Source organism: uncultured Massilia sp. (assembly GCF_913773735.1).
Taxonomy (GTDB): Bacteria; Pseudomonadota; Gammaproteobacteria; order Burkholderiales; family Burkholderiaceae_D; genus Telluria.
Window position 1 is genome coordinate 95,782 of record NZ_CAJYEB010000034.1, and the last position, 25,919, is coordinate 121,700.

Consider the following 25,919-nt stretch of genomic DNA (forward strand, 5'->3'; position numbering starts at 1 on the left):
GTGCGCATGGTCAAAAAGAATGTGGGAATGAGCTAGATGCAGGATTTGGAAAAACGGGAAGCGGTGCCGCAGCAATCGGATGAGATCGGCGTTGTCGATATCCTGATCGTGTTGGCAAAGCACAAGAAACGCATCCTCGGCGTCACTGTCGCGGCGGCCGTGCTGTCGGCGGGCGTCGCCATGGTGCTGCCTAGCGTGTATCAAGCGACGGCCAAGCTGTTGCCGCCGCAGCAGAGCCAGTCCAGCGCGGCTGCAATGCTGTCTCAGCTCGGTAGTCTAGCTGGCGCAGCTGCAGGCGCGGCGGGCCTGAAGAATCCGAATGACCTATACGTTGGCATGTTGAAGAGCCGTACGGTCGCGGATCGCCTCGTTACACAATTCGATCTTAAAAAGGCTTACGACACTGATTCGCTAGAAATTGCTCGTCAGCGTCTTGAATCGAGCACGAACATCACGTCGGGTAAGGATAACTTGATCACTATCGAGGTCGAGGATAAGGATAGAAAGCGTGTCGCTCCCCTGGCCAATGCCTATGTCAACGAGCTGCTGAGGCTGACCAAAGTCTTAGCTGTGACAGAAGCGTCGCAGCGCCGCATGTTTTATGAGCGCCAGCTTGGCTCAGCTAAGGACAATTTGGCCAAGGCAGAAATGGAGCTCAAGAGCACGCTCGACACGCGTGGCGTCATCAGCGTCGATGCGGAAAGCCGCGCCATCGTAGAAACGGTTGGCCGTCTCAAGGCCCAGGTGTCGGCCAAAGAAATCCAGCTGAGTTCCATGCGCGCCTTCGTCACCGATGCCAATCCCGACTATCGGCGCGTGCAGGAAGAATTGAATGGTCTGCGCACCGAACTGTCGCGACTGGAGAACGGACGCGGCGGCGCGGTATCTGGAGCCGACAAGACTGGCGGTTTGGAGAACGTCAAAGTCCTGCGTGAAGTGAAATACCAGCAGATGCTGTACGAATTGCTGGCCAAGCAATACGAAGTCGCACGCATCGATGAAGCCAAAGATCCTTCGGTCATCCAAGTGCTCGACCCTGCGGTCGAGCCGGAGCGTAAATCCAAACCCAAGCGGGCCCTGATCGTGCTTCTTGCGACAGCAATTGCCGCACTTGGCGCGATCATTTGGGCTTTCCTGGCGGAAGCGAAGGAAAAGGCGATGGCATCGTCTCAAGGTGCCGCGCAGTGGGCAGAGCTGAAAAGGTATCTACGGTTCGGCAAGAGCCGTTGAGGAACAAGCGGACCGGTAGGCCGCAAACAAAGGGAGATAGGTAGCGAATGGAAATCCTGGGCTTGGCTAACATTGCTTTGGGTACGACTGCCGTCAGTGCTGCGGCGAGCGTGCTGATCGTGCTGTCGCAGCGCTGGCATGGCAAGCATACGCTCGACCATGACCTGGACGGCGTACAGAAGTTTCATACGGTCGCGGTACCGCGCATCGGCGGGGTCGCGATCGTCGTCGCGATCCTGGCCGCGCTGCTGTGGACGAATGCCTTCGGCAAATTCCCGAACGGCTACCTGCAGATCGCCGCTTTGCTCGTGGTCGCGGGCCTGCCGGTGATCGTCGCCGGCACGGTCGAAGACGTGACCAAGCGGGTATCGGTCCGGATGCGCCTGGCGGCATCGATCCTGAGCGCGCTGGCGGCAAGCTGGCTGCTCGGCGCCACCGTCAACGAGCTGGACATCTGGGGCGTCGACGCGCTGCTGACCTGGGCGCCGTTCGCACTGATCGTGACGGCCATCGTGGTGGCCGGCGGCATAAATGCGATCAATATTATCGACGGCTTCAACGGCCTGGCCGCGAGCGTCGTCGTGGTGATGCTGCTGGCACTGGGCGCGGTGGCCTGGAACGCGGGCGACATGCTGGTGGCCGAGCTGGCGGCACTGGGCGTTGGCGCCGCGCTCGGTTTCCTGCTGGTGAATTATCCGACCGGCCGCCTGTTCCTGGGCGATGGCGGCGCGTATTTCCTCGGCTTCTGGGTGGCCGAGACGGCAGTGCTGCTGCTGGTCCGTAACGAGTCGGTGAATGCCTGGCAGGTGCTGGGGATTTGCGCCTATCCGGTCATCGAAGTTCTGTACAGCATGTACCGTCGCCGCATCGTGCGCAAGGCCAGCCCGGGCGCGCCCGACGGCCTGCACCTGCATACCCTGGTCTATCGCCGCGTCGTGTCGCGTCTGGTGGCGCCGAACGCCGCGCAGCCGTGGCGCCGCAATGCCGCGGTGATGTGCGTGACCACCCCGTGCATCGCCCTTGCGGTCATGCTCGCCGTGACGCAGGGCGGCACGATCGCTGGCGGCGCGCTGGTCGTCTTCGGGCAAGTGTTTGCCTATCTCGCCGTCTATGCGCGGCTGGTGCGCGGCAAATGGGGCTTCCGCGCGCGCTGGGTCGAGGAACAGCCCATCAAGGCATCCTGATACCTTCACCCCCCGATCGCCGGACCTGCCTGCGTCCTGCGGACGCAAGCCCGGCAGCCGATATGGCACCGGCCGCGGGCACCCCTTTGCCAGCGCCCGACCGGGTCGCAGGCCATCGTGCAGGACGCCACGGACAGGCGACGGTGCGAACGGTTTCCGCTGGTTCCCATGCCAGGCATCGTTGCCACTGATCTCTCAAGAAATTTGCAAGAAAGAACGTAATGACTATGAAATTATCGGAAAACACGCGCATCGCCATCATTGGCCTGGGTTACGTGGGACTGCCGTTGGCGGTCGAGTTCGGCAAGAAATTCCCGACGATCGGCTTCGACATCAATGCCCGTCGCGTGCAGGAACTGAAGGAAGGCGTCGACCATACGCTCGAAACCGAATCGCACGAGCTGGCGGCTGCCGTGCGCCTGAGCTATACCACGGACCCGGACGACCTGCGCGACGCCACCGTGTACATCGTCACCGTGCCGACGCCGATCGACGAGTACAAGCAGCCCGACCTCACCCCGCTGGAAAAGGCGTCGGAAACCCTGGGCCGCATCATCAAGAAAGGCGACATCGCCATCTTCGAATCGACCGTGTATCCGGGCGCCACGGAAGAGTACTGCGTGCCCGTCATCGAGCGCGTCTCGGGACTGGTGTTCAACGAGGATTTCTTCATCGGCTACAGCCCCGAGCGTATCAATCCGGGCGACAAGGAACACCGCCTGACGACCATCACCAAAGTGACGTCCGGTTCGACCCCGGAAGCGGCCGACTTCGTCGACGCGCTGTACGGCAGCATCATCGTCGCGGGCACCCACAAGGCGGCATCGGTCAAGGTGGCCGAGGCGGCGAAAGTCATCGAAAACACCCAGCGTGACCTGAACATCGCCCTGATGAACGAGCTGACCATCATCTTCGGCAAGCTGGGCATCGATACCGAGGACGTCCTGAAGGCGGCCGGCACCAAGTGGAACTTCTTGCCGTTCCGGCCGGGCCTGGTTGGCGGCCATTGCATCGGCGTGGACCCGTACTACCTGACCCACAAGGCGGAATCGATCGGCTACCATCCCCAGGTGATCCTGGCCGGCCGCCGCATCAACGACAGCATGGGCGCCTATGTGGTCGGCCGCCTGGTCAAGCAGATGCTCAAGCAGCGCATCCAGGTGGACGGCGCCAACGTCCTGGTACTGGGCCTGACCTTCAAGGAAAACTGCCCGGACCTGCGCAATACCAAAGTGGTGGACATCGTCACCGAACTGAAGGACTACAACGTCAACGTCGATGTGTACGACCCGTGGGTCAGCGTCGAGGGAGCCCAGCATGAATACGGCATTACGCCCGTTTCGGCGCCGGTGCCGGGCAAGTACGACGCCATCATCGTCGCCGTGGCGCACAATGAATTCAAGCAGATCGGCGCCGCCGGCCTGCGCGCCTTCGGAAAGGAACAGCATATCCTGTTCGACCTGAAATACGTCCTGCCGAAAGGCGACGCGGACATCCGCCTGTAACCGGCAGCATGGGAAAGCACAGTATGAATCGTTTTGACAGCATCCAGCAGGAATTGCGCGCCCAGCCAAAGACGTGGCTGGTGACCGGCTGCGCCGGCTTCATCGGCTCGAACCTGCTCGAAACCCTCCTGAAGCTCGACCAGGCCGTCGTCGGCCTCGACAACTTCGCCACCGGCCACCAGCGCAACCTCGACGAAGTGCGTGAACTCGTCGGCCCCCAGCGCTGGGCGCGCTTCACCATGATCGAAGGCGACATCCGCGACGCCGCCACCTGCCAGGCGGCGGTCAAGGGCGTCGACCACGTGCTGCACCAGGCGGCCCTGGGCTCGGTGCCGCGTTCAATCAAGGACCCGCTGACGACGAACGACGTCAACATCAGCGGTTTCCTGAACATGCTGGCGGCCGCCAAGGAATCGGGTGTTACCTCGTTCACCTACGCCGCGTCGAGCTCGACCTATGGCGACCATCCGGGGCTACCGAAGGTGGAAGACCGCATCGGCAAGCCGCTGTCGCCGTATGCCGTCACCAAGTACGTCAACGAGCTGTATGCCGACGTGTTCGCGCGCTGCTACGGCTTCAAGGCCACGGGCCTGCGCTATTTCAACGTGTTCGGCAAGCGCCAGGATCCGCACGGCGCCTACGCGGCCGTGATTCCGAGGTGGATCGACGCCATGATCAAGGGCGAAGACATCTTCATCAACGGCGATGGCGAGACCAGCCGCGACTTTTGCTTCGTCGACAATGTCGTGCAGGCGAATATCCTGGCCGCGACGGCCCAGGAAGGCGACCGGGGCGAGGTCTACAACGTGGCAGTGGGCGACATCACGACGCTCAACGAGCTCGTCGACAACCTGAAGCGCATCCTGGCGCAGAGCGGGATCCATTACGACAAGCCGAGCGTCCACCGCGATTTCCGCGCGGGCGATGTGCGCCATTCGCAGGCCGACATCGGCAAGGCCGCCAGCCGCCTCGGCTACGTGCCCACCCATCGCATCCGCGACGGCCTGGAAACCGCGATGCCCTGGTATATCCAGAACCGCTGAGCGGCACGTGAATCCTCCGTGCCATCCGTCGAACGCGCAAGAGACACACCATGAGCAACCAGAAACCCATCTACGTCACCCAGCCCTACCTTCCTCCGCTGGAGGACTTTTATCCTTACCTGCAAAAGATCTGGGATAACAAGATCCTCACGAACGGCGGACCGTTCCACCAGCAACTGGAAAAGGCGCTATGCGAACACCTGGGCGTCGAGCACCTGGCGTTGTTCTCGAACGGGACACTGGCCCTCGTCACCGCGCTGCAGGCGTTGCGCGTGACGGGCGAGGTCATCACCACCCCGTATTCCTTCGTGGCGACCGCGCATTCGCTGCTGTGGAACGGTATCAAGCCCGTCTTCGTCGACGTTGACCCCAATACGTTCAACCTCGATCCGGCACAAATCGAGGCGGCCATCACGCCCCACACGACGGCCATCATGCCGGTGCACTGCTACGGCAATCCCTGCAATGTCGAGGCCATCCAGAAAATCGCCGACAACTACAACCTGCGCGTGATCTACGACGCGGCGCACGCGTTCGGCGTGCGCGCCAACGGCAGCAGCATCCTGCGCCACGGCGACCTGTCGGTGCTGAGCTTCCATGCGACCAAGGTCTTCAATACCTTCGAGGGCGGCGCGATCATTTGCCCGGACGCGAAGACGAAGCAGCGCATCGATCATCTGAAAAATTTCGGCTTTGTCGATGAACTGACCGTGGTTGCTCCTGGCATCAATGGAAAGATGAGCGAGATCAACGCAGCCTTCGGTATGCTCCAGCTCGAACACGTCGACAAGGCGATCGCTCGTCGAGGCGAGATTGACAGGCTGTACCGCGATCTGCTTGCTGAGGTGCCCGGTATTTCCTGCGTCGGCAATGCTGGCCAAGAAGTCTCGAATCACTCGTATTTCCCGGTGCTGGTCAATGACGAGTTTCCTCTGAAACGCGACGCACTGTACCAAGTTTTAAAGGAACAGGGCATTGTTGCGCGTCGATATTTCTATCCGCTGATTTCGGACTTCCCCATGTATCGGGGCTTGCCTTCCGCCCACCGTGAGAACCTGCCGGTGGCGACGTGGGTAGCACAACGCGTACTGTGCCTGCCGATTTATCCGAATCTGGATAATAGCGACGTCGAGCGTATTGCAGCCATCATTGCGGAGTGCGGCAAGTGAAACTTGCCATCATGCAGCCCTATTTTTTTCCGTACATAGGGTATTTCCAGTTGATCGCCGCAGTCGACAAGTTCGTCTTTTACGATGACGTCAATTTCATCAAGAACGGGTGGATCAATCGCAACCGGCTCTTCCTTGCCGGTGAAGTGCGCTACATCACGGTGCCGCTCGCCGGCGCAAGTCCATTCTTGAAAATCAATCAGGTGGGCATCCAAGCCGGAGACGGCTGGCGCCGCAAGCTCGTAGAAAGTCTGCGTCATTCGTATGCGAAAGCGCCGCACTTCGACGCCGTCAACGAGTTGTTCCAACGCGTCGTATTCTCCAGCGAGCAGGACATCGGTACCATGGCCAAAACGAGTATTATGACGGTCTGCGATTATCTCGGCATTGCCACCAAGTTTGTACAGAGCTCTACCATTTACGACAACGCATCGCTGAGCAGTACGGACCGCGTACTCGATATCTGCGTCAAGGAACATGCAAGCGATTACTATAACCTGCCGGGTGGACGCGCTTTGTATGGCGATGATGAATTTGCGCAACGACAGGTCGCACTGCATTTCATCCAGCCTCACCTGATTCCGTACCCGCAGTTCGCCGCTCAGTTCCAGCCTGGCCTGTCGATTGTCGATATCCTCATGTTCAATGACCGGGAGAGGGCAAGCTCCATGATCTGCGGGACGGCAGTGCCATGAGCACGGGCGCGATCGGTGGCTATTTCGAGCTGGAGTTGCCACGTACCGGGACAAGCGTTCACCCGGGCGCATACCGTTTTCAATCAGCGCGCGTCGCATTTCTGGCCCTGCTTCGTTCTGCCCGTCCCGCGCGGGTCTGGATGCCTCTATATCTGTGCGACACTATGTATGCGCCGCTGCGTGAAGCAGGTGTAGTGTGCATGCCATATTCCATTGATGCGCGATTTGATATTGCCACCGAGATCGTTTTGCATGAGAAAGACTGGATCTACTATGTCAACTATTTTGGATTGCGTGATAGCTATGTGGATTCTTTGCTTGAACGCTTTGGGCCGAAGCACGTCGTAGTCGATAACTGTCAGGCATTCTTTTCCTCCCCGCGCGATTGCATTGCCACGATTTATTCTCCACGCAAGTTTTTCGGTGTGCCAGATGGTGGGTTGTTACTGACGACCCTACCGATCGAAATGCCGACGCAGCGTGACATGGACTCTCTCAGACGTGCTTCCTATTTGCTGGAGCGTCTGGCAAGTACGCCAGAAGCGGGTTATGCGAGTTACAAGCTTGCCGAGGACTCTCTCGAGCAAGCAATGGAGCCGCGTCGCATGTCACAGTTGACGGAATCTCTTCTCGCAACCATGGATTTAGATCGAGCACGGCGTCAGCGTAGCGAAAATTTCGCCGTATTGCATACGCGACTCGGCGAGTTGAATGGATGCGTTTTTGAGGAAGGTGTGACAAATGGCCCGTTATGTTATCCATTGCTTGTCGAGGCGCCAGGCTTGCGCGAGCATTTGATTGCTTCTCGAATCTTCGTTGCAACGTATTGGCCAGATGTGCTGAAGCGGGTAAATGAACGCACAATCGAAGCCAAGCTCACAAAGAATTTGCTACCGCTACCATGTGATCAGCGATATGTGCAGGAAGACATGGAGCGTATTGTCGAGACATGTGTTTCATTCCTGAGCAATAGATCCAGTAACCAGTAATAGAGTAAATTATGAATATCAACGGTAAGATCGTCACCCTGCGTGCGCCAGAATTATCAGATGTCCCGAAACTGCACAAATGGAGCAATGATCCCGAGATGTGGAAAATGCTAGGTGGTTGGCACTTTCCATTTTCCAGCCGTTCAACTGAAGAGTGGGTCCGCAGTCGCAAGGATGCTAATCCAACCGATCACGTATTTTGCATCGACACGCCTGAAGAAGGAATGATCGGTACTGCTAATCTCGTGAATATCGACTGGAAAAATAGGACTGCCTTCCATGGCATGATGATAGGTGAAGCAAACTTGCGCGGTCGCGGCTACGCGTTAGATACCGTATTGGCCCTCATGCGGTATGCGTTTATGGAACTCGGCTTGAACCGACTTGATGGCGATATGATTGCCTATAACGAACGGTCTATCAAATTCTACCTAGAAAAGTGCGGTTGGAAACATGAGGGTGTGCGGCGCAACTGGTATCACCGCGACGGCCAATTTCACGATAAGGTGGTCGTAGGCGTAACGCGCGAAGATTACTTTGACATAATAAAGAAGAACAAATACTGGGATTAAAACTGAGTCACAAAAGAGGCAAGATTTGTCCTTGAAAAAAAACATTGTTGCCAATTATGCCAGTCAGGGTTATGTGGCATTAATTGGTATCGTAATGGTTCCGATGTACGTAAAGTACATGGGAGCGGAAGCATATGGTCTGGTTGGTTTTTTTGCCATGATACAAGCATGGTTTCAGCTCTTGGATATGGGCTTGACACCGACAATGGCTAGAGCCACGGCTCAATACCGAGGCGGGACGGGCAACGCATTAAATCTTCGTCGTCTATTGCGCGCACTAGAAGGGATCTTTGTTGGTGTTGCAACCCTAGCTGGCGGCGCCTTCATCTTGTTCTCGGAAAAGCTCTCAGTTGACTGGCTGAATGTCCAAAAACTATCTCACGAAGAAGTGCGTAACGCACTCATGCTTGTTGGGATAATTGTATCGTTGCGTTGGATATCCGGCTTATACCGAGGCGCTGTAAATGGTTTCGAGAAAATGGTGTGGCTAAGCGCTTTCAATATAATCGTCGCTAGCGCACGTTTCGTCCTTGTCGTTCCCGTTTTTATTTTCATAGGCACGACTCCAACTGTGTTTTTTGCATACCAACTGATGATCGCGTTGCTAGAACTTGCGATCTTAGTCATGAAGGTATACAGACTGCTGCCTAAATTAACTGAATCGAGTTTCATGCCGTGGGACTGGCGTCCCTTAAAAGATGTGTTGCAATTTTCTCTCAGTATTGCTTTTACAAGTTCGATTTGGGTATTGGTATCGCAGACCGATAAATTAATTTTATCTAAATTATTACCGCTTGGTGACTACGCTTATTTTACTCTAGCAGTGCTCGTGGCTGGGGGCGTCACCATACTTAGCGGTCCTATTAGCACTGCCGTGCTACCACGATTAACAAGAGTTGCAGCAGAAGAGAATGGCGAAAATTTCATACGACTATACCGCACCACTACACAACTCATAGGTGTTGTAACCATCCCTGCGGCGGTTGTGCTCGCTTTGTTTGCTGAACAGCTTCTATGGGCATGGACAGGCGACATCGTGGTCGCTCATAAAGCAGCGCCAGTTATGGCTCTCTATGCCTTGGGGAACAGCGTTCTAGCATTGGCCGCGTTTCCTTATTATTTGCAGTATGCAAAGGGAAATCTGCGTTTGCATTTATTGGGAAATTTATTGTTTGTAGTTTTGCTGATTCCTTCGCTGATCGCTGCGACATTAAAATTTGGTGCTATCGGCGCTGGTGCAGCATGGATTACCTCTAATGTGGTTTATTTTATTTTTTGGGTGCCTTTAGTACATGTAAGATTTTTGCCAGGCTTGCATATCAAATGGTTGACTGAAGATATTCTCAAACCTTTGGTAATTATGGTGCCACTTGCATTTGTAATGCGGTATTGCATCAGTCTCCCACATAATCGCATTCTTCTTTTTGTTTGCCTTGTTTTGATAGGTATTGTTCTTCTCGCAGCTTCAGCACTCGGTTCCGAGCTGCTTCGTGGACGCATTCGAGCACGTTTTATTCTCAAGGCTGGATCGAACTGATATGAAAGAAACTGTCGCTATTCAGCCGAAGGTCTCGGTTTGTGTTGTAACTTATAATCACGAAAAATATATTCGAGATTGCCTCGAAAGTCTGGTTACGCAAAAAACCAACTTCCGCTTTGAAGTTATTGTCGCTGACGATTGTTCGCGGGATGCCACAAAAAAAATAGTATCTGAATATGCCGAACGTTATCCAGAAATTGTAAAGCCTGTTTTTCATGCGCAAAACGTGGGCGCTGCGAAGAATTATATTTTCGCTCACGAGCAAGCATGCGGCGAGTATATTGCACATATGGACGGAGATGATTATGCCCTTCCAGGAAAATTGCAGTCACAGGTTGATTATCTGGATAGTCATCCAAAATGCAATATTGTATGGCACCGCATGAAATTGCTTAGTTTTAGTGGAGACGTTTTGGTAGATGATTTGATCGATCCTCAACGTATTCCGAAGGAAGGGTTTTCTCGCGGACAGTTGATTCGATTCATCACCATCGGGATGAATAGCTCCAAAATGTATCGATCATCGGTGAGGGATTTTAATTTACCAGACTTTCCGGTGGTCGATTATTTCATTAATGTCGAGCAAATTCAGGATGGTACAGCGGCATTTTCGAGTAATTTGCCGTTGGGCGTATATCGTGTTGGTATTGGAGTGGCATCTTCAGGTAATCTAACGAAAAGAATCTTGCGTGATTCTTTTGATTTTTTTCTGAAAAAATATCCGCATCATCGCCGCGATATATCGTTCGCCGCATCGACTCTTTTCTTGGCGGCACTAAAAAATAGACATTGGGAGAATGTAAAAGTATTTCTCCCCATCGTTTTTCGTTCGCTGAGCATTTTTGTTATTGCAGATATATATTCTCAACGACATATGGTATCGATGTTCAAGCTTCCTTCGCAAGTAAGGAAAGTCAAGTAATGGGGATTGGTTTTTTTGCTGCAGATCTCCGTGCTGCAAGCGGAAGTAAGCGATTTATTCCAAATTTGAAATGGGCGATATTCAACCATTCTGCTCATCTAGTGTTTTTTTATCGATTAGGACAAAGCGCCGCAACCTTGCCGATTGTTGGTCATCCCATGAGATTTTTCATCGAATATTTCATACGAATTGTATTCTCAAGTGATCTCTCATGCCGTTCGAAAATTGGGCCAGGGCTTGTTGTCGTTCATGGCCATGATATTGTGATCGGCGCTGACGTGAAAATTGGTAAAAATTGTAAAATATTTAATGGCGTAACATTGGGAAATAAAGATATTACTAAATCCAGTGTTGGGAATCAGCCGACTCTTGGCGATAATTCGGTGTTAAGCACCGGTGCTAAAATTCTTGGTCCAGTAACGCTTGGTGAAAATATAGTGGTTGGAGCAAACAGTGTAGTTTTGCAAGATTTTCCGGATAATTCAGTGGTTGTTGGTATTCCGGCAAAAGTTGTGAGGAATCGCAGTGAAAATCAAAGATAATCCGAGAAATCATTGGGTTCTTTTATATGTGGCTGTTAATCTGGTCGCCGCTGGTATTATGTGGGCCAGTGGAATGCTGATTGGCGACCTCTCTGGTAACCCGTTGTATAGCAAAAATATCCTTTGGATTGCTACGTTGTTAGTGTGTTCGTCTTATATTTTTCTTCTGGGCCCGGTTTTCAGCTTCATTTCAAAAATTCGAATAAATAAGTTAAGCATTGGAAGTCTTGATGAGTCCGTCGCGGAAAAAATAGGGATCATTCTAATTTTTCTTCAATTAGGATTCATGGCTTTCAATTTTGCTGCCGGCGTGAACATTGCCGGTGCAAACACAAGTCGAAGTAATAATCCGTTGGCATTATTCTGGGTGGCAGTCCCTGTTGATGCTCTATTTTTTATTTATTATGGGTTCTGCCGGGAAAGTCCGCGGTTTAAATGGAATCTGATCGTTTGGATTTTATCGAACATGATGCGAGGCTGGTCAGGCATGTTTTTGTTCGTGGCGTTTTTCGAGTGGTGTAGGGCATATAGATCCGGAAGAATTTCTTGGCGAATGGTTGCCTTGGTCGCTTCAATAGGAATTCTTTTTTACCCAGTTCTCGTTAATATCAAATGGGTGTTTCGGCTCTCGGCTACATCTGGGATGTCATTGGAAACATTTTTTACTTCGATTTCAAACAATCTGTCGTCTGAAGATGTTTTGACAATCATCGGTGCCGGCATTGAGCAGGTAATTGGACGTTTGCAAGTCACATCACTTGTTGTCGAGGTCGCGCGCGTGCAAGCCTACGTTCAAGAAGAATTTGCAAGGGGGGCCTTTACGCCGTTTTGGCTCGAGGGATTACATGGAATATTTATCCAAAAGAGTTTATTCCATGAGAATTACATCCCGATAGGAGTTGCCTTTACTCAATATGGGGATTTTTCTTGGCAACCTGAGATGCTAGGCGATTGGAATACGAACATCGGTTATGTTGGCTGGTTCTTTATCGCTCCGCACCTGATTCCATTTTATCTTCTTTACACCATCTCGCTCGGCGCCATTGCTGTTTTTCTTGCAAAATGGATTGGATGGAACGAGACCGTAAAAGATATGGTTTGGCTTGCATGGCTGGTTTATTTGTTGCCACCTTGGTTTGCTACCTTTGTCAGCGTGATTCATGCAATGTTAATTTTCTTGGTTTTGAAGTTTTTCCTTTCTGGATTCAAAAGGTACAGTGATACCTCTGAAATTTCATATCCATAGTTTTCGCTAGAGCTTGAAATGGAGCAAAATTTCATGTCTGCACTTGTAATAAGTTTAGATTTCGAGTTGTTCTGGGGGGTTGCTGACTCTCGCACGATATCTTCATATCGGAAAAATATTGAAGGCGCATTGTATGCAATTCCACATATTTTGAAATTATTCCATCGATATGAAGTAAAGGCGACGTGGGCGACAGTCGGTATGCTAATGTGCCGTGATTTTGAGCACTGGCGCGAAATTTCTCCTCGTTTGACACCGGGTTATACAAGAAGAACTTGTTCTACCTACACTTTAACTGATATTGTTCGTTCAAATCAGTCCCTCTTTTTCAGCCGCCCAACAGTGTCAAAAATTCTTGATACTCCTGGGCAAGAATTAGCCACTCACACTTACAGTCATTTTTATTGTAGAGAGCCTGGTGCATCGCCTGAGCAGTTCGCAGCTGACCTTGAATGCGCAGCCTTTGTGGGGAAAGATTTGGGTGTCGCATATAAAAGCATCGTGTTCCCGCGTAACCAAGTCAAGCCAGAATATTTGCCAGTATTGCGACAGGCTGGTATCAAGGTTTTTCGCGGCAACCCATCGCATGCATTGTATGCTGATGGGCACGTTACACCCGGAGGCGTAGCTGGACGTGCAGTGCGATTTGCGGACAGTTGGGTCAGTCTGACGGGTTCGCATGTCAGCAGTCCCACTTATGACGACGGATTGGTAAACGTTCGTGCCAGTCAGTTCTTGCGTCCTTATTCGCAAAAACTCGGATTTCTGGAAAAGCTCCGGCTTCACAGGATCAAATCGGAAATGAGCAAAGCAGCGGCGTCCAACGGAGTTTTCCATTTGTGGTGGCATCCCCATAATTTCGGACTCGAGACCGAAAAAAACCTGCACACGCTGGAGGAAATTTTGCAGCATTATTGCCGTCTTCGCGATAGCAATGGCATGCGCTCCCTTGCGATGCAAGATTTCGCCAAGGTCAAAGTTGTATGAATATTGTCGTTCTGGCACAGGAAAGTGCTTCCACATGGATGATGGTAAATGCGCTTAGGGAAAAGTGGCCTAGCATATCAGTCATGCTTGAAAAACCGGTATCACGCCGCACATTGCTCGAGCGTCGTGCTAGACGGCTTGGATGGTGGGCGGTGTTGGGTCAATTGATGTTCATGGCTCTCGTTCCTTTCCTCAGTAGATCAGGGAGCAGTCGTCGAAAGGAACTTGTACAGCAGGCTAGATTGAAAACCGAACGGCCATCCGGCATCGAGATCCATGATTGCGAATCGGTTAATTCGCCGGCTTGCATTGCCTGGCTTCGTGAACAACGTCCAGACATAGTCGTCGTCAATGGAACCCGTATTATCTCAAGTGCTGTTCTTGCGGCTTCCGATGCCAAATTCCTGAACACGCATTGTGGGATTACCCCGGCGTACCGGGGGGTCCATGGGGGATACTGGGCCCTGTACTGCAATGATCCCGCCAATGCCGGAGTGACCGTGCACTTGGTAAACAGCGGGATCGATACAGGTGATATTCTTTACCAGCAAACGATCGACGTCGATGCTCGCGACAGTTTTGTGACCTATCCTGTAAAACAGTATGTTGCAGGCATTCCGCTCATGATGAAAGCCATCGACGATATTGTGGCGGGTCGCTTGCAGGCGTTTCGAAGAGACGACCTGCAGTCGACGTTATGGCATCATCCGACGATCTGGCAATATCTGTCTGGCAGGTTATTGCGTGGAGTACGTTAATGGCACACGTTGTACACATTATCAGCGGTTTGAAGGTCGGTGGGGCCGAGATGGCTATGCTGCGTTTGATTGCGAGTTCGATCGGCGGATCCTTTCAACATTCCGTGGTATCGCTGACGCCGGGTGGTGGCATGATCGAGCGTTTTGCCGCAGCCGGGATCGAGGTTATTCAGCTCGATTTCAAGAACAGATTCATTCGCGATTTCTTTCGGCTAATTTCACTATTGCGCGCGCATCCACCGCAGGTGGTCCAGACATGGATGTACCATGCCGATCTCTTGGGTGGGATTGCTGCTCGCCTGGCTGGAATACGCAACGTCATCTGGGGTATTCGTACGACGGACGTCACTGCAGGAGGGAGTAGTAAAAATGCGATACTGCGCACTGTGTGCGCCCGCATGTCACGCATTGTCCCTCGCGTCATCGTCTGTGCCGCCGAGGCGTCGCTCAAATCGCACGCGAGTATCGGCTATGCTGCGGACCGGATGACCGTCATTCCGAACGGGTTCGACTTCGCTCGGCTGCGCGCTAACGCCGAGCAACGCGAGGCCCTACGAAGAGAGTGTGGTTTCGATGATGATGCAATCGTTGTCGGCACGCTCGGCAGGTTCAATCCTGCCAAGGATCCGGAAAATTTCGTGCGTGCAGCGGGGATAATTGCAGATTCGGAACGGAACGCTAGATTCCTGATGGTTGGACGCGATATGATGTCGGTAAATACAGAACTCGTGGGATGGATTGCCCGGACAGGCCACGCGGACAGGTTCGTATTGCTGGGCGAGCGATCAGACGTGGCCATATGCCTTTCTGCCATGGATGTGTTTTGTCTGACATCGCGCACAGAGGGATTTCCCAATGTGCTTGCCGAAGCCATGGCGATGCGTTTGCCATGTGTAACCACGGATGTCGGTGACGCTGCGGTGCTGTTGGGAGGTTTGGGCGAGGTAGTACCTAGGGAGAATTCGGAAGTATTGGCTGAAGCAGTGTTGCGCATGACGAAGTCGCCGGAATCTGAGCGTCGTCATCTGGGAGAGCAGGCGAGCGGCAGAGTGAATGCAGAATTCAGTATGAAACGAATGCGAGAACGGTTCGAAGTCATTTATAACCGCCTCATTAACAAATAACAGACAGGGCTGTTCTGATGTGTGGTTTGGTTGGTTTTTTGGGCAACGGCTTTGGCGGCGACAAGGCTGGCGCTCACGCGGTCGTCAAGCGTATGACCGATGCAGTCCTGAGCAGGGGACCGGATGATGCGGGATCCTGGTTTTGCGAAAATGGACCGATTGGCCTTGGCCATCGGCGCCTCGCAATCGTCGATCTGTCGCCAGCCGGGCATCAACCGATGGCTGCAGCCAGCGGGCGCTATATGATGGTGTTCAATGGTGAAATCTATAATCACGCCTTGCTGCGGAAAGAGCTTGAGACTGGTGGCAAGGCACCTGTCTGGCGCGGCCATTCCGATACCGAAACGCTGCTGGCCGGATTCGATGCGTGGGGTATTCAAAAAACCATTGAACGTGCCATAGGCATGTTTGCCATCGCGGTGTGGGACCGCGAACTGAAAATGCTGTCGTTGGTACGTGATCGTCTCGGTGAAAAGCCATTGTATTATGGCTGGCAAGGTAACGGCGAGAATGCAGTATTCCTTTTCGGCTCGGAACTGAGCGCACTGCGTGCACATCCGCATTTCGTCAACAAGATCGATCGCGGCGCGCTTAGTCTGTTATTGCGAAATAGTTATATTCCTGCTCCATATTCGATTTATCAGGGTATTTCGAAGCTGGCTCCTGGAAAAATACTGTGCGTTTCGCTGGAACAGCGCGAGCCCAAGATTGTGACTTATTGGGCGGGTGACAGTGTCGTGGAGGCCGGTGTTCGCAATCCATTTGCCGGTTCTCCGGAGGAGGCGGTAATCGAACTTGAGCATCTTTTGATGGATGCTGTCCGGCAGCAGATGATGGCAGACGTGCCGCTTGGTGCATTTCTCTCGGGCGGGGTCGATTCATCGACTGTCGTCGCGCTCATGCAGGCGCAAGCGACGCGTCCCGTCAAAACGTTCAGCATTGGTTTTCACGAACCGGGATACAACGAAGCGGAACATGCAAAGGCGGTTGCGGCCCATCTTGGCACGGAGCATACGGAACTCTATGTGACATCGCGTGAGGCACGTGAAGTCATTCCATCTTTGCCATCGTTGTACAACGAACCGTTTTCCGACTCGTCGCAAATTCCGACTTATCTGGTGTCACGTCTCGCGCGCCAGCATGTGACCGTTTCCTTGTCGGGCGACGCAGGAGATGAATTGTTCTGCGGGTACAATCGTTACAAGATGGCATCGCGGATGTGGGATAACATCAGCATGGCGCCTAGCGTGTTGCGTCGCGTCGCGGCTGCAGGCATTACGAGTATTTCACCTAAACACTGGAATGTGCTCGCGGGTAGCGTTAAAGGGGTACTTCCCCGGTCGCTTCGATTTGCAAATGTCGGGGATAAATTGCACAAGGGTGCGGCCGTCCTCGCGTCACGGGATTTCGACTCTTTGTATCTGCATTTGTGCGCGCACTGGTATGACCCGGCGGAAGTCGTGGTGGATGGGTTCCAGCCTCCCACAGTCCTTGTCGAAGATGCGCCGCGCCTCGAAGGGTTGGACAAGATCCAGCGCATGATGGCGCTCGACATGCTGGCCTATCTACCGGACGATATTCTCGCCAAGGTCGACCGCGCCGCGATGGGCGTGTCGCTGGAGACGCGCGTTCCCATGCTCGATCATCGTGTCGTCGAATTTGCGTGGAAGTTGCCGCAGTCCCTGAAACTGCGTGAAGGGCAAAGCAAGTGGGTGCTACGAGAAGTGCTTTATAGGCACGTGCCCAAGGCACTCATCGAAAGGCCGAAGATGGGCTTTGCCGTCCCCATCGCCGATTGGCTTCGTGGACCATTGCGCGATTGGGCAGAGACGTTGCTGGACGAGCGCCGCCTGAGAGAAGAAGGCTATTTTCACGCTGGTCCCATCCGGACGAAGTGGAAACAGCATCTTTCGGGCCAACGAAATTGGCAGGCTCACTTGTGGGATGTATTGATGTTCCAATCATGGCTTGAGCACAACCGTTAAATTGCAACATCAAGGCAGCAATAGTTAGCGCAAAGCCAGAGATTACGCTATCCTGTTGCCTGTAGAGAATAGAAAAATCCGCGTTGGGTAACGCGGATTTTTTATGCGTTTCTTGTTACGGAAATGCATATTCATTTTGTAAGAGATCCACATAAATGAAGCGCAAAGTTGTCATCTCGATCAACACCGCATGGAACATCTATAACTTCCGCGCCGGTTTGATCCGCTCCTTGATCGCTGAAGGCTACGAGGTTGTGGCTCTCTCACCGAAGGATGAATATTCCCAGCGCTTAGTAAAACTCGGTTGCCAAGTTGTCGATTTGCCAATGGACACCAATGGCACACATCCCGGAAGGGACCTGCTGCTGCTGGCGCGCTACTATAAAGTGTTGCGAGCAATTAACCCGCATGCTTTCCTCGGCTACACCATCAAGCCCAACGTCTACGGCTCCCTGGCCGCCCATGCGCTGGGCATCCCGGTCATCAACAATATCGCCGGCCTTGGCGCCACCTTCATCCGCGACAGCCTGGTGACCAAGGTGGTGCGTGGCTTGTACAAGGTCGCGTTGAAGCGCTCGCACAAGGTGTTTTTCCAGAACGCCGACGACCAGTCGCTGTTCGTGGAGTCGCGTCTGGTGGCGAAAGCGCAGACCAGCCTGCTCCCCGGTTCGGGCCTGAACCTGGATCACTACATGCCGCCTGCCCCGGACGACCAGGCGGCGAAGCCGTTCCGGTTCCTGCTCGTCGCCCGCATGCTCAAGGACAAGGGTGTCGAGGAGTTCGCCGACGCCGCGCGCCTGCTGCGCCAGTCCGGCGCGACGGCCGAATTCCACTTGCTGGGCGATGCCGGCAACGGCAATCCGAATGCCGTCCCGGCCGAGCGCCTGGCGCAGTGGCAAAGCGAGGGCCTGGTCGTCTACCATGGCAAGACTGACGACGTCAGGCCGCACCTGGCGGCCGCCGATTGCGTCGTGCTGCCCTCCTACCGCGAAGGCGTGCCGCGTTCGCTGCTGGAAGCGGCGGCCATGGCCAGGCCAATCGTTGCCACCGATGTCGTCGGTTGCCGCGATGCTGTCGACCACGGCGTGACCGGCCTGCTGTGCGAGGCGAAGAGCGCCGCTTCGCTGGCGCAGCAGATGGGCGCGATGCTGGCCATGGCGCCGGCGCAGCGCGCCCGCATGGGCGCAGCGGGGCGCAGCAAGGTCGAGACCCAGTTCGACGAGCAGATCGTCATCCAGAAATACCTGCAGGCCCTCGACAGCATCGTCCGCCCCCAGCAGGTGCAAGCGGATATCGCGGACCTGGTGCCGAAGCGCTTCAATTCCTGACGAACCGCGGGCCGGCATGCATTGCTTGGCTTGCATCATTTCCAATGATAAACTTGTTCGTTTCCGTTGGTTTTTCTAGCTGATTGCCGGTACCTGCACAACACGCAAGTTCGGTTTCTTGAGTAAAGTTGTGCTGACCGTCCTCAAACACCCCTTCAAACTTTCCTGGTACGGCGCGCTTCTGCTGAGTACCGCTGGTGCCTACGGTGCGACCCCGACCGTGCAGGGCCAGTCTGGTTATATCAACATGCCATCCGCCTTCGTCGAAGCGGACGGGACGATATCGACCGGCTACGGCTACGACCGGCCCTATGGCAGTTTCTGGGCGACGGCCACCATCCTGCCTTTCCTGCAGGTGACGGGTCGTTACGTGTCGATCAGCGGGATCGCGGGATTTACGCGCGAAGAAGGGCAGTACGGCAGCGAATACGGGCGCTACAAGGACAAGGTCGCCGACGTCAAGCTGGCGCTGTGGGGCGAGTCGGCATGGATGCCGTCGCTCGCGGTCGGTGCCACCGACACGCTCGGCACCGAACTGTTCAAGGGCAAATACATCGTCGCGACCAAGACGTTCGGCCAGTACCGCAACCTGGAGGCGAGCGTCGGTTATGGCCGGCGGCGTCCGGACGGCGTCTTCGCCGGCGTGCGCTGGGTGCCGGTTGCCGCGCCGGCGTTCGCGCTGGTGGCGGAATACGATGCCAACGACTACCGCAAGGATTTCCGCGCGTCCGAAACGTCCGCGGGAGAGCGGCGCAAGGGACCATCGGTGGGCCTGGAATACCGCTGGGGCTGGCTGGGCGCCCAGGTCGCGCGCCACCGCGACCATTTCAGCGCCAACGCCTACGTCAGCATTCCCTTTTCGGAGCGCGAGTTCGTTCCCAAGATCTTCGAGCCGGCGCCCTTCGATCCGAAGAAGGCGCCGCCGCGCGTGTCCGCCGCCGAATGGCAGGGCGATGCGGGTCACGGCGCGGCGCTGGTGCAGGCGCTGGCGAAGCAGGATTTCAAGAACGTCCGCGTGGAACTCGATGGCGGCGTGCTCAAACTGGTGCTGACGAATAACCGCATCTCGAACATGGGTCGGGCGGTCGGCCGCGCGGTGCGCACGGCGCTGGCGTTCGCGCCGCAAGGCACGCGCGCGATCCACGTCACCTATACCAAGCTCGAACAGCCGCTGGCGACCTACGAATTCTTCGACCTGCAGCGCCTGACCGACTACCTGACCGGCCTGTCGACGCGCGACGAATTCCTGCAGACGGTGCTGGTGCGCTACGCGACGCCAGCCGACAAGGTGGGCGCCGACCAGGGCGAGATGTTGGCCGCCGTGCGCGACGAGGGCAACGGCCTGCAGGTGCAGGTCGGCGAAGACGGCAACATGGTGCAGATGCAGTCGCTGGACCGCGAGGCGAACCGCTTCAAGGTCGTGCCGAAAATGGGCTTCTTCTTCAACGACCCGAGCGGGGCGCTGCGCTATGAAGTCACCGCCAACGCCAACTACGACAGGCGCCTGGCCGAAGGCACCTACCTGAACAGCGCCTTCCGCCTCGAACTGCTGGAGAACATCTCGGGCGTCACCCAGCCGTCGAACAGCCTGCTGCCGCACGTGCGCTCCGACATTGCCGAGTACAAGCGCGGCGGCCGCTTCAAGATGAACCGCCTGCTGCTCAACAAGTACATGACGCTGGACGAAGGCGTGTACGCGCGCGGATCGGTCGGTTTCTACGAGGAGATGTACCGCGGCGCGGGCGGCCAGGTGCTGTACCTGCCGAAGGACAGCCGCTGGGCGGCGGACCTCACGGTCGATGCGCTGCAGCAGCGTGGCTACAACGGCTGGCTCGACAGGCGCGACTACCAGACCGTGACGGCGCTCGGCGCCCTGCACTACAAGCTGCCGTACGACATCACCGCGACCGCGCGGGCAGGGCGCTTCCTGGCTCGCGACGAGGGGGTGCGGGTGGAATTCAAGCGCCGCTTCCCGTCCGGCGTCGAGGTCGGTGCCTGGTATACCAAGACCAACGGCAAGGACATCACGAGCCCTGGCACGCCGTCGAGTCCCTACAACGACAAGGGCATCTTCCTGTCGGTACCGCTGAACATCATGCTGCCGATGGACTCGCAGGCTTCGGCCGGCGTGGCCTTGTCGCCGTGGACCCGCGACGTCGGCCAGACGGTCGCCAGCCCGGGCGACCTGTACGAGATTTTCGAGGATCCGCGCCGCGACCTGACGACCTACGATGGCCTGGGCAACTTCGCCGAGCGTGCCGACGAGCAGAACCTGCCCGCCGTACGTCCGCCGGTGAGGCCGATCGGCAACCCGTGGCCGCAGTTCCGCTGGCGCCTCGAGCAGTCGGTATCGACCACGCCGACGCTGCCGGAATGGGCGAAGGGCACTGTCCTGGGCGGCGGCGCGATCCTGGCCGGCGCCCTGCTGGACAAGCCGGTCGACCGCTTCATGAAGAAGCACCAGGATTCCAGCGTCGCGCGCGCCTGGGACAATGTCGGCAAGGGCATGCCGGTCCTGCTGGCCGGCGCCGCCGCCGGTGCGGTGGCCTTCGGCGACAGGCGTATGCAGAACATGGGCATCATCGCGCTGCAGTCGATCGCCGGCGCGGCCGTGCTGTCGACCGGCACCAAGCACCTCGTCGGCCGCGCGCGTCCGCGCGACGAGCTGGGCCAGTGGCACCGCGCGCCAGATCGCGCCGATTCCTCCTTCCCCTCCAATCACAGCACGGTCGCATTCGCCGCCGTCACGCCGTTCGCGCAGGAGTACGATGCCCCTTGGTTGTACAGCGTGGCCGCGCTCAGTTCGCTGGGCCGCTCCGCCGGACGCCAGCACTGGGTATCGGACGTGGTCGCCGGCGGCGTGCTCGGCTATGCGGTCGGCAGCTGGCTGTGGCAGGCGCAGCGTGACGATTCGCGCCAGGGTTTCGCAGTGAGTCCGGGCGTCAAGTCCGTCAGCGTCAGCTGGAGCGGCACCTACTGAGCCGCAGGCCCGGCCGGGTGTCGTTCCAGGGCGGAATACGACTTGCTGCGTGGCGAGCATTTTTTTGTGGAATGGATATAATTGCAACGTTTTGATGTGCTAATCCGGCCTGGCCGGCGTGCCCGCTTCCGTGATGGAGGACGGCCATGCCGGCGGACGGGGTGTGGTATTCGGGAGAGACAAATCATGATTTTAGTGACGGGCGGTGCCGGCTTCATCGGTAGTAATTTTGTACTGGACTGGTGCGCCGGCGCCGACGAACCAGTCGTCAACCTCGACAAGCTGACCTACGCCGGCAACCTGGCAAACCTGGCGAGCCTGCGGGACGATCCGAACCATGTATTCGTCCAGGGCGACATCGGTGATGTCGCGCTGGTGCGCCGGCTGCTGGCCGAGCACCGGCCACGTGCGGTCGTCAATTTTGCCGCGGAAAGCCACGTCGATCGCAGCATCCACGGCCCGGAAGACTTTATCCAGACCAATATCGTCGGCACCTTCCACCTGCTGGAAGCCGTGCGCGACTACTGGGGCGCGCTGCCGGACGCGGAAAAGGCGGCGTTCCGCTTCCTGCACGTGTCGACCGACGAGGTCTATGGTTCGCTCGCCAAGGACGATCCGGCGTTCAGCGAGACCAACCGCTACGAGCCGAACAGCCCGTACTCGGCCAGCAAGGCCGCCAGCGACCACCTGGTGCGCGCCTACCACCATACCTACGGCTTGCCGGTGCTCACCACCAACTGCTCGAACAACTACGGGCCGTACCACTTCCCGGAAAAGCTGATCCCGCTGTGCATCCACAATGCGCTGGCCGGCAAGCCGCTGCCGATCTACGGCGACGGCCAGCAGATCCGCGACTGGCTGTTCGTGAAGGACCACTGCTCGGCCATCCGCCGCGTGCTCGACGCCGGGCGCCTGGGCGAGGTCTACAACGTCGGCGGCTGGAACGAGAAGGCCAACCTCGACGTCGTCGGCACGCTGTGCGCCATCCTCGACGAACTCAGCCCGCGCGCCGACGGCCAGTCGTACAAGACGCAGATCACCTTCGTGACCGACCGCCCGGGCCACGACCGCCGCTATGCGATCGACGCAAGCAAGCTGGAGCGCGAACTGGGCTGGAAGCCGGCCGAAACCTTCGAGACCGGCATCCGCAAGACGGTCCAGTGGTACCTCGACAACCAGGAATGGGTGGCCAACGTCACCAGCGGCAACTACCGCGAGTGGCTCGGCAAGCAGTACGGTGCATAGCATGAAGATCCTCCTGACTGGCAAGAACGGGCAGGTCGGCTTCGAGCTGCGCCGCGCGCTGGCGCCGCTGGGCGAGGTGGTCGCCGTCGACCAGGCGACCTGCGACCTGGGCGATGCCGATGCCGTGCGCGCCCTCGTGCGCCGGGTGGCGCCGGACGTCATCGTCAACCCGGCCGCCTACACGGCCGTGGACAAGGCGGAATCGGACCGCGACACCGCCTGGGCCGTGAACGCCGTCGCGCCCGGTGTGCTGGGCGAGGAGGGCGCGCGCCTGGGCGCCCTGGTCGTGCATTACTCGACCGACTACGTGTTCGACGGGGCCAAGGACGGCGCCTATACCGAGGACGACGTCCCTGCCCCGCAGGGCGTCTACGGCAGCAGCAAGCTGGCCGGCGAACTGGCACTGGCGGCGGCGAATCCGCGCCACCTGATCCTGCGCACCAGCTGGGTGGTTGGCGCGCACGGCGGCAACTTCGCCAAGACGATGCTGCGCCTGGCGGCCGAACGCGACCAGCTGAACGTGGTGGCCGACCAGTTCGGCGCGCCGACGTCGGCCGCGCTGCTGGCCGACCTCACCGCGCAGTTGATCGGCCGGTACCAGCGCGAACGCGCGACGTCTTTTCCGTACGGCACGTATCATGTCGCGGCGTCGGGGGAAACCAGCTGGCACGCCTATGCGCGTTTCGTCGTCGAAGCCGCGCTGGCGGCCGGCAAGACGCTGAAGGCGGGGCCCGGCGACATCCATCCGCTGGCGACGGCGCAGTACCCGACGCCGGCGCGGCGCCCGGCCAACTCGCGCCTGGACACGCAGCGTTTCCGCGCCGCCTTCGGCCTGCGCCTGCCACCGTGGCAGGAGGGCGTGGGCCACGTGCTCGAACAATTATTCTGAGAGGGGCAGCATGTCCAATCCAACACGCAAGGGGATCATCCTGGCCGGCGGCTCGGGCACGCGCCTGTATCCGGTCACCCAGTCCGTCAGCAAGCAGCTGATGCCGGTCTACGACAAGCCGATGGTCTATTACCCGCTGAGCACATTGATGCTCAGCGGCATCCGCGACGTGCTGCTGATCAGTACGCCGACGGACACCCCGCGTTTCGCCGAACTGCTGGGCGACGGCAGCCGCTGGGGCATGAACATCCAGTATGCCGTGCAGCCGAGCCCGGACGGACTGGCGCAGGCCTTCGTCATCGGCAAGGATTTCGTGGGCAATAATCCGAGCGCGCTGGTGCTGGGCGATAACATCTTTTATGGCCACGACCTGGTCAAGCAACTCCACAGCGCGAATGCCCGGACCGATGGCGCGACGGTGTTCGCCTACCACGTGCAGGATCCCGAACGCTATGGCGTGGTGGAATTCGATGCGGGCCAGCGCGCCATCTCGATCGAAGAGAAGCCGCAGGCGCCCAAGTCGAACTTCGCGGTGACCGGCCTGTATTTTTATGACAAGGACGTGTGCGGCATCGCCGCCGACATCCGGCCGTCCGCGCGCGGCGAACTGGAAATCACGGACGTCAACCAGTGCTATCTCGACCGCGGCAGCTTGAACGTCGAGATCATGGGCCGCGGCTTCGCCTGGCTCGATACCGGCACCCACGACAGCCTGCTGGAAGCGGCCAGTTTCATCGCCACGCTGCAGAAGCGCCAGGGCCTGCAGGTGGCTTGTCCGGAAGAGATCGCCTATCGCCAGGGCTGGATCGATGCGGGCGCCCTCGAAAAGCTGGCGACACCCCTGTCCAAGAACGGCTATGGCCGCTATTTGTTGAATCTCTTGAAGTGAGTCCAGTATGCCTTTTACCGCTACCCCGACCGCGATTCCTGATGTGCTCGTGCTCCAGCCGAAAGTGTTTGGCGATGCACGTGGATTCTTTCTCGAAAGTTTCAACAAGCGCGATTTCCAGGCGCTGACCGGAATGGACGTGGATTTTGTCCAGGATAATCACAGCAAATCGGTGAAAGGCGTATTGCGTGGCCTGCATTACCAGATCCAGCATCCCCAAGGTAAGCTGGTCAGGGTAGTACAGGGGAGTGTATTCGATGTCGCCGTGGACCTGCGCCAATCCTCGCCCACGTATGGAAAATGGGTGGGCGAAATCCTGAGCGCCGATAATCACAGGCAGATCTGGGTACCGCCGGGTTTTGCCCACGGTTTCCTGGTATTGAGCGATACAGCGGAATTCCTCTACAAAACGACCGACTACTGGTATCCGGAACACGAGCGCAGCCTGCTGTGGAATGATCCGGAACTGGGCATCGAGTGGCCGGCGGCGCAAGCGCCTCAGCTTGCGGCCAAGGATGCAGCGGCGGTGCCTTTCAGCAAGGCCGACAAGTTCGACTGACGATGATACGGCGCACCATGCGCAAATGAAAATGGCCGCGTTATCCGCGGCCATTTTTTTCGACTGCCACGCGGAGGCAAGGCCCCCGCATGAGGCGGAACCGGTCCGCCCCGATCGATCAACGGTGGGTCGTTGCCGAGTGGTTGGTGGTCGAGTCGTTGTCGTCCGACGCGGCGACGGCAACGGCAGCCACGGCGGCGCCGACGGCGATGGTCGCGCCGACCGACAGGCCGGCCACGCCGGCGCCTGCCAGGAAGCCGCCGGTGCCGGCTGCTGCGCCGGTGGCAGCGCCTGCGCCTGCTGCTGCGCCGCCCGCGCCTGCACCGCCGGTGCCTGCCGCGGTGCCAGTTGCGGTGCCGGTGGTACCGGTGCCAGCGGCGCCGGTGGCTTGTGCGAACACTTGGGCCGACATCAGGGCCAGGATGGCGCCGGTAGCGATCAGTTTCTTCATATCGATTCCTTTAATTCGGTGGAGAGACAGCTATAGCAATGCTATGTTGCCAAGGGATTATAACAATGAAATATTGCTTTAGTTCAC

At 57.0% G+C, this 25,919-nt stretch carries 23 protein-coding genes; 22 read left to right on the plus strand and 1 reads right to left on the minus strand.

The genetic code is table 11. The features are described from left to right. The first annotated feature begins 36 nt into the window (after window positions 1-36). From QZ749_RS16855 to rfbC, 22 genes are all read left to right on the plus strand, one after another. Entirely contained in the window at window positions 37-1,230 is a 1,194-nt protein-coding gene (locus QZ749_RS16855) for a Wzz/FepE/Etk N-terminal domain-containing protein (RefSeq protein WP_296949148.1), read from the plus strand. A 47-nt stretch (window positions 1,231-1,277) separates the two neighbouring features. Then, window positions 1,278-2,414 carry a glycosyltransferase gene (locus QZ749_RS16860; protein WP_296949150.1) on the plus strand — a complete coding sequence of 379 codons (1,137 nt, stop codon included), beginning with the start codon at window positions 1,278-1,280 and terminating at the stop codon, window positions 2,412-2,414. A gap of 221 nt (window positions 2,415-2,635) precedes the next feature. After that, window positions 2,636-3,919, plus strand: a complete 1,284-nt coding sequence (tviB, locus tag QZ749_RS16865; protein ID WP_373896830.1) for a Vi polysaccharide biosynthesis UDP-N-acetylglucosamine C-6 dehydrogenase TviB — start codon at window positions 2,636-2,638, stop codon at window positions 3,917-3,919. A 23-nt stretch (window positions 3,920-3,942) separates the two neighbouring features. Continuing rightward, entirely contained in the window at window positions 3,943-4,962 is a 1,020-nt protein-coding gene (locus QZ749_RS16870; protein WP_296949152.1) for an SDR family oxidoreductase, read from the plus strand. A gap of 50 nt (window positions 4,963-5,012) precedes the next feature. After that, window positions 5,013-6,131 carry a DegT/DnrJ/EryC1/StrS aminotransferase family protein gene (locus tag QZ749_RS16875; protein ID WP_296949154.1) on the plus strand — a complete coding sequence of 373 codons (1,119 nt, stop codon included), beginning with the start codon at window positions 5,013-5,015 and terminating at the stop codon, window positions 6,129-6,131. Continuing rightward, window positions 6,128-6,826 carry a WbqC family protein gene (locus tag QZ749_RS16880; protein WP_296949156.1) on the plus strand — a complete coding sequence of 233 codons (699 nt, stop codon included), beginning with the start codon at window positions 6,128-6,130 and terminating at the stop codon, window positions 6,824-6,826. The genes QZ749_RS16875 and QZ749_RS16880 overlap by 4 nt, the downstream gene beginning before the upstream one ends. Next, on the plus strand, window positions 6,823-7,815 hold the full coding sequence (locus QZ749_RS16885) for a hypothetical protein (RefSeq protein ID WP_296949158.1): 993 nt from the start codon (window positions 6,823-6,825) through the stop codon (window positions 7,813-7,815). The genes QZ749_RS16880 and QZ749_RS16885 overlap by 4 nt, the downstream gene beginning before the upstream one ends. A gap of 11 nt (window positions 7,816-7,826) precedes the next feature. After that, window positions 7,827-8,387 (plus strand): GNAT family N-acetyltransferase, encoded by a 561-nt coding sequence (locus tag QZ749_RS16890; protein WP_296949160.1) that lies wholly within the window; start codon window positions 7,827-7,829, stop codon window positions 8,385-8,387. A gap of 31 nt (window positions 8,388-8,418) precedes the next feature. Further along, the gene (locus QZ749_RS16895) at window positions 8,419-9,924 is read left to right on the plus strand and encodes an oligosaccharide flippase family protein (RefSeq protein ID WP_296949162.1); all 1,506 of its coding nucleotides are present in this window, start codon (window positions 8,419-8,421) and stop codon (window positions 9,922-9,924) included. A gap of 1 nt (window position 9,925) precedes the next feature. Further along, window positions 9,926-10,849, plus strand: a complete 924-nt coding sequence (locus QZ749_RS16900) for a glycosyltransferase (protein WP_296949164.1) — start codon at window positions 9,926-9,928, stop codon at window positions 10,847-10,849. Continuing rightward, window positions 10,849-11,391, plus strand: a complete 543-nt coding sequence (locus QZ749_RS16905; RefSeq protein WP_296949166.1) for a serine O-acetyltransferase — start codon at window positions 10,849-10,851, stop codon at window positions 11,389-11,391. Before QZ749_RS16900 ends, QZ749_RS16905 begins: the two co-directional genes overlap by 1 nt. Continuing rightward, complete coding sequence (gene wzy, locus QZ749_RS16910; RefSeq protein ID WP_296949168.1) at window positions 11,375-12,637, plus strand: oligosaccharide repeat unit polymerase; 1,263 nt, start codon at window positions 11,375-11,377, stop codon at window positions 12,635-12,637. The genes QZ749_RS16905 and wzy overlap by 17 nt, the downstream gene beginning before the upstream one ends. Window positions 12,638-12,670: 33 nt before the next feature. Further along, window positions 12,671-13,624: a polysaccharide deacetylase family protein gene (locus tag QZ749_RS16915; protein WP_296949170.1), complete on the plus strand. Its 954-nt coding sequence runs from the start codon at window positions 12,671-12,673 to the stop codon at window positions 13,622-13,624. Then, window positions 13,621-14,382, plus strand: a complete 762-nt coding sequence (locus QZ749_RS16920) for a formyl transferase (protein WP_296949171.1) — start codon at window positions 13,621-13,623, stop codon at window positions 14,380-14,382. The genes QZ749_RS16915 and QZ749_RS16920 overlap by 4 nt, the downstream gene beginning before the upstream one ends. After that, window positions 14,382-15,506, plus strand: coding sequence for a glycosyltransferase (locus QZ749_RS16925; protein ID WP_296949173.1), 1,125 nt, complete (start codon window positions 14,382-14,384; stop codon window positions 15,504-15,506). The genes QZ749_RS16920 and QZ749_RS16925 overlap by 1 nt, the downstream gene beginning before the upstream one ends. Window positions 15,507-15,523: 17 nt before the next feature. Next, window positions 15,524-17,491 (plus strand): asparagine synthase (glutamine-hydrolyzing), encoded by a 1,968-nt coding sequence (asnB, locus tag QZ749_RS16930; RefSeq protein WP_296949174.1) that lies wholly within the window; start codon window positions 15,524-15,526, stop codon window positions 17,489-17,491. Between the two features lie 155 nt (window positions 17,492-17,646). Further along, complete coding sequence (locus QZ749_RS16935; protein ID WP_296949176.1) at window positions 17,647-18,819, plus strand: glycosyltransferase family 4 protein; 1,173 nt, start codon at window positions 17,647-17,649, stop codon at window positions 18,817-18,819. A 220-nt stretch (window positions 18,820-19,039) separates the two neighbouring features. After that, on the plus strand, window positions 19,040-21,799 hold the full coding sequence (locus QZ749_RS16940; RefSeq protein ID WP_296949178.1) for a YjbH domain-containing protein: 2,760 nt from the start codon (window positions 19,040-19,042) through the stop codon (window positions 21,797-21,799). 186 nt (window positions 21,800-21,985) lie between these two features. Further along, window positions 21,986-23,044 carry a dTDP-glucose 4,6-dehydratase gene (gene rfbB, locus QZ749_RS16945; RefSeq protein ID WP_296949180.1) on the plus strand — a complete coding sequence of 353 codons (1,059 nt, stop codon included), beginning with the start codon at window positions 21,986-21,988 and terminating at the stop codon, window positions 23,042-23,044. 1 nt (window position 23,045) lies between these two features. Further along, entirely contained in the window at window positions 23,046-23,933 is an 888-nt protein-coding gene (gene rfbD / locus QZ749_RS16950) for a dTDP-4-dehydrorhamnose reductase (protein WP_296949182.1), read from the plus strand. Window positions 23,934-23,943: 10 nt separating this feature from the next. After that, entirely contained in the window at window positions 23,944-24,822 is an 879-nt protein-coding gene (gene rfbA / locus QZ749_RS16955; protein WP_296949184.1) for a glucose-1-phosphate thymidylyltransferase RfbA, read from the plus strand. 7 nt (window positions 24,823-24,829) lie between these two features. Beyond that, window positions 24,830-25,381 carry a dTDP-4-dehydrorhamnose 3,5-epimerase gene (rfbC, locus tag QZ749_RS16960; protein WP_296949186.1) on the plus strand — a complete coding sequence of 184 codons (552 nt, stop codon included), beginning with the start codon at window positions 24,830-24,832 and terminating at the stop codon, window positions 25,379-25,381. A gap of 118 nt (window positions 25,382-25,499) precedes the next feature. Here rfbC and QZ749_RS16965 read toward each other — a convergent pair whose 3' ends face one another. Beyond that, a complete protein-coding gene (locus QZ749_RS16965; RefSeq protein WP_296949188.1) occupies window positions 25,500-25,832 on the minus strand; it encodes a hypothetical protein in 333 nt (110 codons plus the stop codon). Window positions 25,833-25,919: the final 87 nt, after the last annotated feature.

Bases quoted from the DNA above. Each gene is read 5' to 3' on its own strand.
- QZ749_RS16855 (WP_296949148.1), top strand. From the start codon at position 37: ATGCAGGATTTGGAAAAACGGGAAGCGGTGCCGCAGCAATCGGATGAG.
- QZ749_RS16860 (WP_296949150.1), top strand. From the start codon at position 1,278: ATGGAAATCCTGGGCTTGGCTAACATTGCTTTGGGTACGACTGCCGTC.
- tviB (WP_373896830.1), top strand. From the start codon at position 2,636: ATGACTATGAAATTATCGGAAAACACGCGCATCGCCATCATTGGCCTG.
- QZ749_RS16870 (WP_296949152.1), top strand. From the start codon at position 3,943: ATGAATCGTTTTGACAGCATCCAGCAGGAATTGCGCGCCCAGCCAAAG.
- QZ749_RS16875 (WP_296949154.1), top strand. From the start codon at position 5,013: ATGAGCAACCAGAAACCCATCTACGTCACCCAGCCCTACCTTCCTCCG.
- QZ749_RS16885 (WP_296949158.1), top strand. From the start codon at position 6,823: ATGAGCACGGGCGCGATCGGTGGCTATTTCGAGCTGGAGTTGCCACGT.
- QZ749_RS16890 (WP_296949160.1), top strand. From the start codon at position 7,827: ATGAATATCAACGGTAAGATCGTCACCCTGCGTGCGCCAGAATTATCA.
- QZ749_RS16900 (WP_296949164.1), top strand. From the start codon at position 9,926: ATGAAAGAAACTGTCGCTATTCAGCCGAAGGTCTCGGTTTGTGTTGTA.
- QZ749_RS16905 (WP_296949166.1), top strand. From the start codon at position 10,849: ATGGGGATTGGTTTTTTTGCTGCAGATCTCCGTGCTGCAAGCGGAAGT.
- QZ749_RS16915 (WP_296949170.1), top strand. From the start codon at position 12,671: ATGTCTGCACTTGTAATAAGTTTAGATTTCGAGTTGTTCTGGGGGGTT.
- QZ749_RS16920 (WP_296949171.1), top strand. From the start codon at position 13,621: ATGAATATTGTCGTTCTGGCACAGGAAAGTGCTTCCACATGGATGATG.
- QZ749_RS16925 (WP_296949173.1), top strand. From the start codon at position 14,382: ATGGCACACGTTGTACACATTATCAGCGGTTTGAAGGTCGGTGGGGCC.
- asnB (WP_296949174.1), top strand. From the start codon at position 15,524: ATGTGTGGTTTGGTTGGTTTTTTGGGCAACGGCTTTGGCGGCGACAAG.
- QZ749_RS16935 (WP_296949176.1), top strand. From the start codon at position 17,647: ATGAAGCGCAAAGTTGTCATCTCGATCAACACCGCATGGAACATCTAT.
- rfbB (WP_296949180.1), top strand. From the start codon at position 21,986: ATGATTTTAGTGACGGGCGGTGCCGGCTTCATCGGTAGTAATTTTGTA.
- rfbD (WP_296949182.1), top strand. From the start codon at position 23,046: ATGAAGATCCTCCTGACTGGCAAGAACGGGCAGGTCGGCTTCGAGCTG.
- rfbA (WP_296949184.1), top strand. From the start codon at position 23,944: ATGTCCAATCCAACACGCAAGGGGATCATCCTGGCCGGCGGCTCGGGC.
- rfbC (WP_296949186.1), top strand. From the start codon at position 24,830: ATGCCTTTTACCGCTACCCCGACCGCGATTCCTGATGTGCTCGTGCTC.
- QZ749_RS16965 (WP_296949188.1), bottom strand. From the start codon at position 25,832: ATGAAGAAACTGATCGCTACCGGCGCCATCCTGGCCCTGATGTCGGCC.